This window comes from Variovorax sp. FG153 (assembly GCF_057809595.1).
The window spans coordinates 26,629-39,729 of sequence record NZ_JBMDKG010000037.1 but is presented as its reverse complement, the minus strand read 5'-3'; the positions used below and the strand labels follow the sequence as shown (position 1 = coordinate 39,729).

The 13,101-nt window shown below is 70.9% G+C and carries 12 protein-coding genes; 8 read left to right on the top strand and 4 right to left on the bottom strand.

The genetic code is table 11. The features are described from left to right. Window positions 1-114 precede the first annotated feature (114 nt). Both ACODT0_RS30525 and ACODT0_RS30520 read left to right on the top strand, forming a co-directional pair. Complete coding sequence (locus ACODT0_RS30525) at window positions 115-3,399, top strand: efflux RND transporter permease subunit (protein ID WP_057591621.1); 3,285 nt, start codon at window positions 115-117, stop codon at window positions 3,397-3,399. 34 nt (window positions 3,400-3,433) lie between these two features. Then, entirely contained in the window at window positions 3,434-4,915 is a 1,482-nt protein-coding gene (locus tag ACODT0_RS30520) for an efflux transporter outer membrane subunit (protein WP_489042993.1), read from the top strand. Between the two features lie 4 nt (window positions 4,916-4,919). Here the strand turns inward: ACODT0_RS30520 and ACODT0_RS30515 are convergent, their stop codons facing one another. Further along, entirely contained in the window at window positions 4,920-5,477 is a 558-nt protein-coding gene (locus ACODT0_RS30515; RefSeq protein ID WP_057591623.1) for a MarR family winged helix-turn-helix transcriptional regulator, read from the bottom strand. A gap of 127 nt (window positions 5,478-5,604) precedes the next feature. Between ACODT0_RS30515 and ACODT0_RS30510 the strand changes: the two genes are divergently transcribed. Beyond that, window positions 5,605-6,582, top strand: coding sequence for a tripartite tricarboxylate transporter substrate-binding protein (locus ACODT0_RS30510; RefSeq protein WP_489042992.1), 978 nt, complete (start codon window positions 5,605-5,607; stop codon window positions 6,580-6,582). Between the two features lie 10 nt (window positions 6,583-6,592). Here ACODT0_RS30510 and ACODT0_RS30505 read toward each other — a convergent pair whose 3' ends face one another. Further along, on the bottom strand, window positions 6,593-6,817 hold the full coding sequence (locus ACODT0_RS30505; protein WP_057591625.1) for a hypothetical protein: 225 nt from the start codon (window positions 6,815-6,817) through the stop codon (window positions 6,593-6,595). 158 nt (window positions 6,818-6,975) lie between these two features. On the opposite strand from ACODT0_RS30505, the gene ACODT0_RS30500 reads away from it, so the two are divergent. The 4 genes from ACODT0_RS30500 to ACODT0_RS30485 are packed head-to-tail and all read left to right on the top strand — an operon-like array spanning window position 6,976 to window position 10,869. After that, window positions 6,976-8,463: a cobyric acid synthase gene (locus tag ACODT0_RS30500; RefSeq protein ID WP_489042991.1), complete on the top strand. Its 1,488-nt coding sequence runs from the start codon at window positions 6,976-6,978 to the stop codon at window positions 8,461-8,463. Further along, window positions 8,460-9,506, top strand: coding sequence for a nicotinate-nucleotide--dimethylbenzimidazole phosphoribosyltransferase (gene cobT / locus ACODT0_RS30495; RefSeq protein WP_296729797.1), 1,047 nt, complete (start codon window positions 8,460-8,462; stop codon window positions 9,504-9,506). Before ACODT0_RS30500 ends, cobT begins: the two co-directional genes overlap by 4 nt. 5 nt (window positions 9,507-9,511) lie before the next feature. Continuing rightward, window positions 9,512-10,306, top strand: a complete 795-nt coding sequence (locus tag ACODT0_RS30490) for an adenosylcobinamide-GDP ribazoletransferase (RefSeq protein ID WP_489042990.1) — start codon at window positions 9,512-9,514, stop codon at window positions 10,304-10,306. Beyond that, a complete protein-coding gene (locus ACODT0_RS30485) occupies window positions 10,303-10,869 on the top strand; it encodes a histidine phosphatase family protein (protein WP_489042989.1) in 567 nt (188 codons plus the stop codon). Before ACODT0_RS30490 ends, ACODT0_RS30485 begins: the two co-directional genes overlap by 4 nt. 7 nt (window positions 10,870-10,876) lie before the next feature. Here ACODT0_RS30485 and nth read toward each other — a convergent pair whose 3' ends face one another. Then, window positions 10,877-11,521: an endonuclease III gene (nth, locus tag ACODT0_RS30480; protein ID WP_296729801.1), complete on the bottom strand. Its 645-nt coding sequence runs from the start codon at window positions 11,519-11,521 to the stop codon at window positions 10,877-10,879. A 107-nt stretch (window positions 11,522-11,628) separates the two neighbouring features. Between nth and ACODT0_RS30475 the strand changes: the two genes are divergently transcribed. Beyond that, window positions 11,629-12,816, top strand: coding sequence for an aminotransferase-like domain-containing protein (locus ACODT0_RS30475; protein WP_208510862.1), 1,188 nt, complete (start codon window positions 11,629-11,631; stop codon window positions 12,814-12,816). Between the two features lie 9 nt (window positions 12,817-12,825). On the opposite strand, the gene ACODT0_RS30470 is transcribed toward ACODT0_RS30475, so the two are convergent. Next, window positions 12,826-13,053 carry a hypothetical protein gene (locus tag ACODT0_RS30470; protein WP_057591683.1) on the bottom strand — a complete coding sequence of 76 codons (228 nt, stop codon included), beginning with the start codon at window positions 13,051-13,053 and terminating at the stop codon, window positions 12,826-12,828. Window positions 13,054-13,101 lie beyond the last annotated feature (48 nt).

Genomic DNA, 13,101 nt, shown 5'->3' with positions numbered 1-13,101 from the left:
GCACCGGCCGGCTCGCCAGCGTTACTCGAAGTTCCTTGATGGGAGCCACCTGGATGCCGCTCGTCTTTTTCGAAGCGGCGTGGATCGCGCTGTCCGCGCGATGGAGCCAACGAAATGAATCTCTCTAAATTCTTCATCGACCGGCCGATCTTTGCCGGCGTGCTGTCGCTCTTGATGCTGATAGCCGGCCTGATCGCGTTGCGCGGTCTGCCGATCTCCGAGTACCCGGAAGTCGCGCCTCCCTCGGTGGTGGTGCGCGCCCAGTACCCGGGTGCCAACCCGAAGGTGATCGCCGAGACCGTGGCGACCCCGCTGGAGGAGCAGATCAACGGCGTCGAGGGCATGCTCTACATGGGCAGCCAGGCCACCACCGACGGCGTGATGACGCTGACGGTGACCTTCCGCCTCGGCACGGACCCCGACAAGGCCCAGCAGCTGGTGCAGAACCGCGTCTCGCAAGCCGAGCCGCGGCTGCCCGAGGAAGTGCGCCGGCTCGGCATCACCACGGTGAAGAGCGCGCCCGACCTCACGATGGTGGTCCACCTCGTGTCGCCCAACGGCCGCTACGACATCAACTACCTGCGCAACTACGCGGTGCTGAACGTGAAGGACCCGCTGGCGCGCATCGAAGGCGTGGGCCAGGTTCAGATCTTCGGCGGCGGCGACTACTCGATGCGCGTCTGGCTCGACCCGCAGAAGGTGGCGCAGCGCGGCCTCTCGGCCTCCGACGTGGTGGCCGCCATCCGCGGCCAGAACGTGCAGGCCGCGGCCGGCGTGGTCGGGGCTTCGCCGGGCCTGTCGGGCGTGGACATGCAGCTCTCGATCAATGCGCAGGGGCGCCTGCAGAGCGAGGAAGAGTTCGGCGACATCATCGTCAAGAGCGGCACCGACGGCGCCGTCACGCGCCTTCGCGACATCGGCCGCCTCGAGATGGGCGCCGCCGACTACTCGCTGCGCTCGCTGCTGAACAACGACCCGGCCGTCGGCATGGGCGTGTTCCAGGCCCCGGGCTCGAACGCGCTCGACATCTCGGCGAACGTGCGCAAGACCATGGCCGAGCTCAACAAGAACATGCCGGAAGGCCTGGAATACCGCATCGCCTACGACCCGACGCAGTTCGTGCGCGCGTCCATCGAATCGGTGATCCACACGCTGCTCGAAGCCATCATGCTGGTGGTGCTGGTCGTGATCCTGTTCCTGCAGACCTGGCGCGCGTCGATCATTCCGCTGCTGGCCGTGCCGGTGTCGGTGATCGGTACCTTCGCCGTGCTGCACGTGCTCGGCTTCTCGATCAACGCGCTGAGCCTGTTCGGGCTGGTGCTGGCGATCGGCATCGTGGTGGACGACGCCATCGTGGTGGTGGAGAACGTCGAGCGCAACATCGAGGCGGGATTGACGCCACGTGAAGCGACCTACCGTGCGATGCGCGAGGTGTCCGGGCCCATCATCGCGATCGCGCTGGTGCTGGTGGCCGTGTTCGTGCCGCTGGCCTTCATCAGTGGCCTCACGGGCCAGTTCTACCGCCAGTTCGCGGTGACCATCGCGATCTCGACCGTGATCTCGGCGATCAACTCGCTGACCCTGTCGCCCGCGCTCGCCGCCTTGCTGCTGCGCGGCCATGACCAGCCGAAGGACGCGCTGACGCGCGGCATGGACCGGGCCTTCGGCTGGCTGTTCCGCGGCTTCAACAAGTTCTTCCATCGCGGCTCCGAGGCCTACAGCGGCGGCGTCAAGCGCGTGATCTCGCGCAAGACGCTGATGCTGGTGATCTACCTCGCGCTGGTCGGCGTGACCTTCGGCCTGTTCAAGGCCGTGCCCAGCGGCTTCGTGCCGGCGCAGGACAAGCAGTACCTGATCGGCTTCGCGCAGCTGCCCGACGGCGCCACGCTCGACCGCACCGACGAAGTGATCCAGCGCATGGGCGAGATCATGAAGAAGAACCCGAACGTGGAGGACGCGATCGCCTTCCCGGGCCTGTCGATCAACGGCTTCACCAACAGCTCGAACTCGGGCATCGTGTTCGCCACGCTCAAGCCCTTCGACCAGCGCAAGCGCGCCGACCAGAGCGGCGGTGCGGTGGCGGGCCAGCTCAACCAGGCCTTCGGCAGCATCCAGGACGCGTTCATCGTGATGTTCCCGCCGCCGCCGGTGGCGGGCCTGGGCACCACGGGCGGCTTCAAGCTGCAGATCGAGGACCGGGCCTCGGTCGGCTACGACCAGATGGACGCGGCGGTCAAGGCCTTCATGGCCAAGGCCTATGCGGCGCCCGAGCTCACGGGCATGTTCACGAGCTGGCAGGTCAACGTGCCGCAGCTGTATGCCGACATCGACCGCACCAAGGCGCGACAGCTCGGCGTGCCGGTGACCGACATCTTCGACACGATGCAGATCTACCTGGGCAGCCTGTACGCCAACGACTTCAACAAGTTCGGCCGCACGTACAGCGTGCGCGTCCAGGCCGATGCGCCTTACCGCGCGCGGGCCGAGGACGTGGGCCTGCTGAAGGTGCGCTCGACCTCAGGCGAGATGGTGCCGCTGGCCGCGCTGATGAAGGTCAACTCGACCTTCGGTCCGGAACGCGCCATGCGCTACAACGGCTACCTGGCCGCCGACATCAACGGCGGCCCGGCACCCGGCTATTCGTCGGGCCAGGCGCAGGACGCGATCACCAAGATCGCGGCCGAGACGCTGCCCAAGGGCGTGAGCTTCGAGTGGACCGAGCTGACCTACCAGGAGATCCTGGCCGGCAACTCCGCCTTCCTCGTGTTCCCGCTGGCGATCCTGCTGGTGTTCCTGGTGCTGGCCGCGCAGTACGAAAGCCTGACGCTGCCGATCGCGATCATCCTGATCGTGCCGATGGGCATCATGGCCGCGATGGCGGGCGTGTGGATCTCGGGAGGCGACAACAACGTCTTCACGCAGATCGGGCTGATCGTGCTGGTGGGGCTCAGCGCGAAGAACGCGATCCTGATCGTGGAGTTCGCGCGCGAACTCGAGTTCGCCGGGCGCACGCCGATCCAGGCCGCGATCGAGGCCAGCCGGCTGCGCCTGCGCCCGATCCTGATGACCTCGCTGGCCTTCGTCATGGGCGTGCTGCCCCTGGTGCTGTCGACCGGCGCGGGCTCGGAGATGCGCAAGGCGATGGGCGTGGCGGTGTTCGCCGGGATGATCGGCGTGACGGCCTTCGGCCTGTTCCTGACGCCGGTGTTCTACGTGCTGATGCGCCGCATCGCGGGCAACCGGCCGCTGAAGCTGCACGGCGAGGTGCCGCATGGCGAGGACTTCGTGTCGGCCGACCATCCGGCGCCGGCCTCGGGCGGTTCGCACGGTGGATCGGGCGGCGGCCATGGCGGCGGCCTGCATCCGGTGCCGGCCTCGCCGCGGACCTCGCATGAATGACGAACGAACCACAGAACAAGAAGGAAGGTCGATCATGAACTTCAAGCTCTCATCCCTCTCGGCGCCGCTGCGCGCGGCCGTGCTGCCCCTGGTGGCGGCGCTGGCCCTGGCCGGCTGCGCGAGCGTGCCCTCGGGCCTGCCCGAGACCCCGGCCGCGGCCCAGTTCAAGGAGCAGGGCGCCACGCCGCCCGCCGGCTGGACCCGCGCCGTGCCTTCCGAGGGCGCCGCGCGCGGTGCCTGGTGGCAGGCCTTCAACGATCCGGTCCTGAACGAGCTCATCGCCAAGGCCGAGGTCAGCAACAACAACATCCAGGGCGCAGCGGCGCGGCTGGCCGAGGCCCGCGCCATCGCGCGCAGCGTCAACGCAGACCGGCTGCCGCAGGTGGGCCTGAACGCCGGCGCCAACCGCGGCGCCGGGCTCGACAAGGCCACGGCCAGCACCTCGCCGGCCACCATGACCAATGCCGGCGCCACCTTCTCGTACGAGCTCGACCTGTTCGGGCGCCTCTCGCGCGCCAGCGACGCGGCGCGGCTCGACGCGGCCGGCCGCGAGGCGCTGCTGCAGAGCACGCGGCTGGCGGTGCAGGCCGAGGTGGCGCAGACCTACCTCACGCTGCGTGCCCTCGATGCCGAGCGCGTGCTGGTGCGCGAGCAGGTCGAGGCCTACCGCGACACGCTGCGCCTGTCGCAGCGCCGCCAGCAGGCCGGCGACATCGCCGAGCTCGACGTGGCGCGCGTGCAGACCGAGGTCTCGTCGACCGAGTCGGATGCACTGGCGATCGACCGCCAGCGGGCCCAGGTCGAGCATGCGCTCGCGGTGCTGGTGGGCGACTCGGCCTCGAGCTTCGGCGTGCGGCCGGCCGACTGGACCACCGCGCTGCCGGCGATCCCGCCCGGCGTGCCGGCCACGGTGCTGACGCGCCGGCCCGACGTGTCGGCCGCGCAGAACGCGGTGTTCGCGGCCCAGTCGCGCGTGGGCGTGGCGCAGGCCGCGTGGTTCCCCGACATCTCGCTGACCGGCGCCGCCGGCTATGCCTCGCCCGAGGTCGGCGACCTGTTCAAGTGGTCGGCCCGCTCGTGGGGCGTGGGCGCGCTGCTGTCGCTGCCGATCTTCGACGGCGGCCGCCGCGAGGCCGGGCTGCAGAGCGCCAACGCGCAGCTCGACGGCGCGCTGGCGAGCTACCGCAACCAGGTGCTGGTGGCCTTCCAGGAGGTCGAGGACCAGCTGGCGTCGATCCGCATCCTGCAGGAGCAGTCGGGCGTGCAGGCCACGGCCGTGGCCTCGGCCGCGCGCGCGACCAGCCTGTCGGACACGCGCTACCGCAACGGCTACATCAGCCAGCTCGACCTGCTCGACGCGCGCCGCAGCGAGCTGCGCAACCGGCGCCAGGCGCTGCAGGTGAAGTCGGCGCAGTACCAGGCGGCCGTGGGGCTGATCCGCGCGATCGGCGGCGGCTGGGACGTGCCGGGCGCGGTGGCGTCTGGCGACAGCGCACCGCGCGGCCCGCAAAGCTGAGGCCCTACGCGCCCCGCTTCGGCCAGCGGTGGCGCGTGCCGCCCGAGCGGCGGTCGGCCTTCTCGGGCACCACGCCCTGCGCGCTCAGCGCGCTGCCGCGCTGCTCGAGCCGCCGCAGGCATTGCAGGAAGATCTCGACATGCCCCGCCGGCAGGCCGTCGAGCAGCCCGGTGTTGAGCTCGGCGATGCGCGGGAACAGCTCGTCGAACAGCTGCAGCCCCGCGGCGCTCAGCCGCACATGGACCTCGCGCCGGTCCTCGTCGTCGCGGCGCCGTTCCACCAGCTGCTTCTCGACCAGGCTGCGCAGCCCGCGCGAGGTGCGCACGCGGTCCAGGCTCAGGCAGTCCGACAGCGCCGAGGGCGTGATCTCGCCGGTCTGCGCGAGCATCGCGACCATGCCCCACTCGCGGCGCGTGATGCCGAAACCGCCCTCGACCAGGCGCGTGGCCATGCCGCCGCCGGTGCGCGCGGCGCGTGCGAGCCGATACAGCAGCAGGTCGTCGAGGCAGCGGGGCGCGAGCAGCGCGGCCGCGTCGGGAAAGGCAGGAGGGGAAGAACTCACGAAGGATGCGGGTGTGTGGCGGCGCCGCCGCGACGCCCGATGATGGATTAGATCAACTATTTGTTACCTGCATATAAACAGCGTAACAAAAGCCGGCCACCAGCCGCCGGCGAGAGGAGATCCCCCCGTGCCCTTTTTTCCCTCCCGGCGACGACTCGCCGCCTGCTGCCTCGCGCTCGCGATCGGCGGCATCCTGGCGCCCGCGCAGGCGCAGAACCTCGAGAGCCCGCTCACGCTGGTGGTGGGCTACGCGCCCGGCGGCAGCACCGACCGCATCGCGCGCCTGATCGCCGAGCGGCTCGGCTCCAAGCTCGGCGTGGCCGTCACGGTCGAGAACCGCGCGGGCGAGGGCGGCCGGCTCGCGGCCAAGCAACTGCGCCGCGCGGCCGCGACCGAGAACGTGCTGATGCTCGGCAACCCCGCCGTGATGGTGGTGGCGCCGCTGGTGATCAAGGACGCGGGCTACGACCCCGACAAGGACTTCGTGCCCGTCACCCAGGTCAGCAGCTACGACTTCGCGCTGGCCGTGGGGCAGAAGCTGCAGCTCGACCGCGCCATGTTCCTCGTGGGCCGGCTCTGGGCCCATCCCGAGGAGGCGGTCTTCGGCGTGCCGGCCACCGGCAGCCTGCCGCACTTCTTCGGCCTGATGGTCGGCGATGCGCTGAGCGTGCAGCCGCAGATCAAGGGCTATGGCGGCTCGGCGCCGCTGGCCGCCGACCTGACCGGCGGCTCGCTGCCGATCGCCATCGACACGCTGGATTCGCTCTATGCGCAGCACGTGGCCGGCAAGATCCGCATCCTGGCCGTGTCGGGCAAGAAGCGCGCGAGCTTCGCGCCCTCGCTGCCGACCTTCCGCGAGGCCGGCATGAAGATCGATGCCGACGGCTGGAACACCTTCTTCGCGCCGAGCAGCATGCCGCCGGCCAAGGTGCAGCTGCTGGCCGCGAAGATCCGCGAGGTGATGCAGGACCCGGGGTTGCAGAAGGCGGCCGATGCGCTCTACATCACGCCGGTGGTCAGCAGCAACGCCGAGACGGTGCAGATGCTCAAGGCCTACCGGCAGCAGTGGGAGCCGGTGGTGCGGCGCTCGGGCTTCGCGCCCTGAACGCGCGCATTCAGGCGTCGGGATCGGACGGCCGCGCGGCGCTGATCCTCTGCAGCTCCGCCACGCCCATCACCAGCGCATTCGAGTAGCTGGCCTCGGCGCGCGCCGCGCGGCGGTAGACGCGGTAGTCGAGCACCTCGGCCTTGCCGCTGTCCAGCGCCTCGAGCAGGACCCAGTGGAAACGGTCCGGTTCGGGTTCTTCGACGGTGAGGGCCAGGTCGTTGAGGGCGGGCATGAGGCGGGGTCGCGGGGCGCTGTGACGGGGAAGCCCTGTATACGGAGGATTCGCCGAACCGGATGCAGCCCGTGGGTTCACCGGGCCGGTTGCGTGACGGAAGCCGCATTCCGGCGTTGCGTTTCGGGCACCCGCGCGCGCTCAACGACAATCCCGCCATGAATTTCCAGGCAGCGGCGGCGCCGGCGAGCGCGCGAGAGCACACCGGCGGGGCGCGTTGCGTGATGGTGCTGGGCACGACCAGCGGGGCCGGCAAGAGCTGGATCGCGACCGCGCTGTGCCGCTGGTACGCGCGCCAGGGCCTCAAGGTGGCGCCCTACAAGGCGCAGAACATGAGCAACAACGCGCGTGTGGTCGAGGGCGGCGAGATCGGCAGCGCTCAGTACTTCCAGGCGCTCGCGGCCCGGGCGCGGCCCGAGGTGCGCATGAACCCGCTGCTGCTCAAGCCCGAGCGCGACACCCACAGCCAGGTGGTGCTGATGGGGCAGGTCGACGAGACCCTGTCGGCGCTGCCGTGGCGCGGACGCAGCGAGCGCGTGTGGCCGCAGCTCGCGCGCGCGCTCGACGAGCTGCGCGCCGAGAACGACGTGGTCGTGATCGAGGGTGCCGGCTCGCCGGCCGAGATCAACCTGATGGCCAGCGACATCGTCAACCTGCGCATCGCGCGCCATGCCCGGGCGCGCTGCCTGCTGGCCACCGACATCGACCGCGGCGGCGCCTTCGCCCATCTCTACGGCACCTGGGCGCTGCTGCCCGAGGCCGACCGCGCGCTGCTCGCGGGTTTCGTGCTCAACAAGTTCCGGGGCGATGCCTCGCTGCTCGCGCCCGCGCCCGAGCAACTGCGCGAGATGACCGGCGTGCCCGTGGTCGCGACCCTGCCGATGTGGTGGCAGCACGGCCTGCCCGAGGAGGACGGCGTGTTCGACGACCGCAGCCGGTCCTCGGGCGCGGTGACGCGCACCGTCGCCGTGATCGCCTATCCGCGCATCAGCAACCTCGACGAATTCCAGCCGCTGAAGAACGTGCCCGGCGTGCGCCTGGTCTGGGCCCGCGCGCCGGCCGACGTGGCGGGCGCCGACTGGATCGTGCTGCCCGGCTCCAAGCACACCAGCGGCGACCTGGCCTGGCTGCGCGCGCAGGGGCTCGACCGCGCGGTGGCCGAGCACGCGGCGCGCGGCGGCGCGGTGCTCGGCGTCTGCGGCGGTCTGCAGATGCTCGGCGAGGCGCTGGTCGATCCGCATGGCATCGACGGCAACGCGCCCGGCCTGGGCCTGCTGCCGCTGGTGACGGTGTTCGAGCGCGACAAGACCGTGCGCCGCCGCGAGGCCGCCTTCGGCACGCTGGCCGGTGCATGGGCCGCGCTGTCGAACGTGGCGGTGGCCGGCTACGAGATTCACCACGGCCAGACCGCGGCCCATCCGCAGATGGCCGGCGACGGCGGCGCGGTGATGCCCGAGGGGCTGGCCTGGCAGAACGCGCGCGGCAATGTGCTCGGCCTCTATCTGCACGGGCTGTTCGAGGACCCCGCGGCGCTGCAGGCGATGTTCGGTGTCGCGGCGCCCACGCTCGACGCCACCTTCGACGGCCTGGCCGACTTCATCGACAACCACTTCGACGCCGGCGTGCTCGCCGGCCTGATCGCATGACCCACGACGACCTTCTTCCCGCGGTGCCCGACATCGCCGACGCCGCGCTCGCGGCCCGGCTGCAGGCCGCGCTCGACAACAAGACCAAGCCGCTGGGCGCGCTCGGCCGGCTCGAGGCGCTGGCGCTGCGCCTGGGCACCATCCTCGGCACCGAATCGCCGGTGCTCGAGGCGCCGCAGATGCTGGTCTGCGCGGCCGACCACGGGCTGGCGGCGCGCGGCGTCTCGGCCTATCCGAGCGACGTGACCTGGCAGATGGTCGAGAACTTCCTGGCCGGCGGCGCCGCCGTCAGCGTGCTCGCACGCCAGCACGGCCTGGCGCTGACCGTAGCCGACTGCGGCGTGCGGCGCGACTTCCAGCCGCGGCCCGGCCTGGTGCAGCGGCGCATCGCGGCCGGCACCGCCGATGCCTCGGCCGGCCCGGCGATGAGCGCCGCCCAATGCGCGCAGGCCATCGCCAACGGCCGCGAGATCGTGCGCGCGCTGCCGGGCAATGCGCTGCTGCTCGGCGAGATGGGCATCGGCAACAGCTCGGCCGCCGCGCTGCTGCTGGCGCGCCTGACCGATATCGACATCGACCGCTGCACCGGTGCCGGCACCGGGCTCGACGCCGACGGGCTGGCGCGCAAGCGCGCCGTGCTGCGCGAGGTGCTGGCGCTGCATGCGGATGCCACCGCGCCGCTCGACGCGCTGGCCGCGCTCGGCGGCTTCGAGATCGCGACCCTGGTCGGCGCGGTGCTGCAGGCGGCCGAGGAACGGCGCGTGATCGTGCTCGACGGCTTCATCGCGAGCGCCGCCGTGCTGGTGGCGCAGGCGCTGCGACCGCAGGTGGCGCAGCGCTGCGTGGCGGCCCATGTCTCGGCCGAGCCGGGCCATGCGCTGCTGCTCGAGCGGCTGCGGCTCGAGCCGCTGCTGAACCTGGGCCTGCGCCTGGGCGAGGGCTCGGGTGGCGCGCTGGCCTGGCCGCTGCTCGAATCGGCCTGCCGCATCGTGCGCGAGATGGCGAGCTTCGAGTCGGCCGGCGTCTCGCGCAAGGACGCCTGAGCCCGATGCGCGGCCTGCGGCATTTCCTGCTCGCGCTGCAGTTCTTCACCCGCGTGCCGGTCACGGGTCGGCTCGCGGCCTGGGTCGGCTACAGCCCGCAGATGCTGCGCGCGAGCGCGGCGCACCTGCCGGGCATCGGCTGGCTGGCCGGCGGCGTGGCGGCGCTGGTGTTCGTGGGCGTGGCGATGGGGCTGCCGAGCCTGGCGGGCGCATTCGCGGCTGCGGTGCTGAGCACGGTCGCGACCGTGCTGCTGACCGGCGCCTTCCACGAGGACGGCCTGGCCGACGTGGCCGATGGCCTGGGCGGTTCGGCCGACAGGGCGCGGGCGCTCGAGATCATGAAGGACTCGCGCATCGGTGCCTTCGGCGCGATCGCGCTGGTGCTGGCGCTGGGCCTCAAGTGCGCGCTGATCGCAGTGCTGGCCGGCGGCGGGCTGCACGCGGTGGCTGCTGCCATCGTCGGCGCGCATGTGCTGTCGCGGCTCGCGCCGCTCGGTTTGATCCGCTGGCTGCCCTATGTGGGCGACAGCGGCGCGAGCAAGGCCAAGCCTCTGGCCGATGCGATCAGCGGCGGCGCGCTCGCGATCGGCGTGCTGTGGACGCTGCCCGCGCTGGCGTTGCTCGCGCTGTCGCACGGTGCGGCCCATGCGCTGGCGGCGCTGCTCGCGACGGCGCTGGCGGCGCTGTGGATGGCGCGGATCTTCCGGCGCCGGCTGCAGGGCTTCACGGGCGACGGGCTGGGTGCCACGCAGCAGGTCTGCGAGATCGCGATCTACCTCGCGCTGGCGTGGCGGGCATGAGCATGCGCAGGCTCTGGCTGCTGCGGCATGCGCCGGTGATCGCCGAGGCGGGGCTGTGCTACGGCGCGAGCGATCTCGAGGCCGAGGCCGAGGCCACGCACGCGGCCGCCGAGCGCATCGCTCGAGAGTTGCCGCCGGGGCTCGCCGTGCTGTCGTCCCCGCTGCGGCGCTGTGCCACGCTGGCCGGCGCGATTGCCGCGCTGCGGCCCGATCTCGCCGTGCAGCACGATGCGCGCATCGCCGAGATGGATTTCGGCGCCTGGGAAGGGCAGTCCTGGTCGGCCATCGCGCGCGCCGAGCTCGATGCCTGGACCGCGGACTTCGCCGACACCCGCGCCGGCGCGCATGGCGAGAGCGTGCGTGTCTTCATGGCACGCGTGGCCGGCGCCTACGACGAGTGGCAGGCCGGGCAGGGCGATGCGCTGTGGGTCGTGCATGCGGGCGTGCTGCGCGCCGTGTCGCTGCTGCACGCGGGCACGCGCTGTCCGCGCGACGCCACCGAGTGGCCGTCGACGCCGCTGCCCTTCGGCGGCTGGCAGGTGGTCGAGCTTCGGCCGGCCTGATGCAGGCTCAGCGCTTGGGTGCCGGCGTCTTCGGCTTGTAGTCGCAGTAGGTCGACACCGCGCAGTCCCAGCAGCGCGGCGTGCGCGCCACGCAGACATAGCGCCCGTGCAGGATCAGCCAGTGGTGCGCATGCAGCCGGTATTCGACCGGCACGCGCTTCTCGAGCTTGAGCTCGACCTCGAGCGGCGTCTTGCCCGGCGCCAGCCCGGTGCGGTTGCCGACGCGGAAGATGTGGGTGTCGACCGCGATCGTGGCTTCGCCGAAAGCCACGTTGAGCACCACGTTGGCGGTCTTGCGGCCCACGCCGGGCAGGGCCTCGAGCTCGGCGCGCGTGCGCGGCACCTCGCCGCCGTGCTGCTCGACCAGCATGCGGCAGGCCTCGATCAGGTGCTTGGCCTTGCTGCGGTACAGGCCGATGGTCTTGATGTAGCCCTCCAGGCCCTCGACGCCGAGGTCGAGGATCGCCTGCGGCGTGTTGGCCACGGGGAACAGCTTGCGCGTCGCCTTGTTCACGCCCACGTCGGTGGCCTGCGCCGACAGCAGCACGGCGGCCAGCAGCTCGAAGGGCGTGTCGTATTCGAGTTCGGTCTCGGGCGTGGGGTTGGCGGCCTGCAGGACGGCGAAGAAGGGCGCGATGTTTTCTTTTTTCATGGGGCGGGACAAAGGCAGGCGCAATATATCGCTGAAACGGGAATGACCTACGCAACTTAATTTCCCGCGGCTTTCGCCACAATGGCGGCCAGAAAGTGAGACTGACCATGCAATTCGCCTCCCGCCTCGACAACGTCGAAACCTCCGCCATCCGCGAACTCTTCAAGCTGCTGGGCAAGCCCGGCATCATCAGCTTCGCGGGCGGCTTCCCCGACAGCGCGATGTTCGACGTCGAGGGTCTCAAGGAGGCGAGCCAGAAGGCACTCACCGAGGAGGCGGGCGGCGCGCTGCAGTACGGCGCCACCGAAGGCTACGAGCCGCTGCGCGCGCAGCTCAGCGCCTTCATGAAGACCAAGGGCGTCGAGGTCGACCCCAGCGGCCTGATCGTCACCACCGGCAGCCAGCAGGCGCTCGATCTGCTGGGCAAGACCATGATCTCGCCCGGCGACAAGGTGATCGTCGAGGGCCCGACTTTCCTGGCCACCATCCAGTGCTTCCGCCTCTACGGCGCCCAGCTCATCAGCGCGCCGATCGACGCCAACGGCGTGAAGACCGACGAGCTCGAGAAGCTGATCGCCGAGCACAAGCCCAAGTTCGTCTACCTGATCCCCACCTTCGGCAACCCCAGCGGCGCAATGCTGAGCCTGGAGCGCCGCAAGAAGGTGCTCGAGCTGGCCGTGAAGTACCAGACGCTGATCGTCGAGGACGACCCCTATGGCGACCTCTATTTCGGCGAGGCGCCGCCCCCGTCGATCATGGCCCTGAGCAAGGACGTGCCCGGCAGCCGCGAATTGCTCGCGCACTGCGGCAGCCTCAGCAAGGTGCTGAGCCCGGGCCTGCGCATCGGCTGGATGATCGCCCCGGCCGAGCTCCTGGCCAAGGCCACCATGTGCAAGCAGTTCAGCGACGCCCACACCAGCACCTTCTCGCAGGCCACCGCGGCCCAGTACCTCAAGAGCGGCCGCATGCCGGCCACGCTGGCGCATGTGCGCGAGGTCTACGGCCAGCGCGCCAAGGCCATGGGCCAGGCGCTGCAGCGCGAGCTCGGCGACGCGGTGAGCTTCACCCAGCCCAATGGCGGCCTGTTCTTCTGGGCCCGCCTCACGGGCGCCAACGGCAAGCTGGCCAATGCCAACGAACTGGCCAAGCGCGCGATCGAGAAGCTGGTTGCCTTCGTGCCCGGCGCGCCGTTCTATGCCGAGAACCCCGACGTGGCGACTCTGCGCCTGAGCTTCGCGACCGCCGACGTGGCGAAGATCGAAGAGGGCGTCAAGCGCCTCGGCCAGGCGCTGTAAGGCCGGCCGTCAGGGCGCGCGGTGCAGCCGGGGCGCCGCGAGCAGCGCCAGGTTGTCCGCGATGGCCGCATCCACGTTCGGATAGCGGCCTTTCATCTTCGAGAGCGTCATGATGGTCTGCAGCGCCTTCAGGTCCTTGACCGAGGGCGCGACCTTGATCTGCGCGATGGCCGCGGTGGGATTGCCGCCGTTGATCAATGCCATCACCTTGCTTGCCCAGTCGTTCGCGCGCGCCATGTCTTTCACCTGCTTTCCGTTGAGCCGCCGACTGTACACAGTGGCGCG

Coding starts and splice junctions, on each gene's coding strand:
- ACODT0_RS30525 (WP_057591621.1), top strand. CDS start 115: ATGAATCTCTCTAAATTCTTCATCGACCGGCCGATCTTTGCCGGCGTG.
- ACODT0_RS30520 (WP_489042993.1), top strand. CDS start 3,434: ATGAACTTCAAGCTCTCATCCCTCTCGGCGCCGCTGCGCGCGGCCGTG.
- ACODT0_RS30505 (WP_057591625.1), bottom strand. CDS start 6,817: ATGCCCGCCCTCAACGACCTGGCCCTCACCGTCGAAGAACCCGAACCG.
- ACODT0_RS30500 (WP_489042991.1), top strand. CDS start 6,976: ATGAATTTCCAGGCAGCGGCGGCGCCGGCGAGCGCGCGAGAGCACACC.
- cobT (WP_296729797.1), top strand. CDS start 8,460: ATGACCCACGACGACCTTCTTCCCGCGGTGCCCGACATCGCCGACGCC.
- ACODT0_RS30490 (WP_489042990.1), top strand. CDS start 9,512: ATGCGCGGCCTGCGGCATTTCCTGCTCGCGCTGCAGTTCTTCACCCGC.
- ACODT0_RS30485 (WP_489042989.1), top strand. CDS start 10,303: ATGAGCATGCGCAGGCTCTGGCTGCTGCGGCATGCGCCGGTGATCGCC.
- nth (WP_296729801.1), bottom strand. CDS start 11,521: ATGAAAAAAGAAAACATCGCGCCCTTCTTCGCCGTCCTGCAGGCCGCC.
- ACODT0_RS30475 (WP_208510862.1), top strand. CDS start 11,629: ATGCAATTCGCCTCCCGCCTCGACAACGTCGAAACCTCCGCCATCCGC.
- ACODT0_RS30470 (WP_057591683.1), bottom strand. CDS start 13,053: ATGGCGCGCGCGAACGACTGGGCAAGCAAGGTGATGGCATTGATCAAC.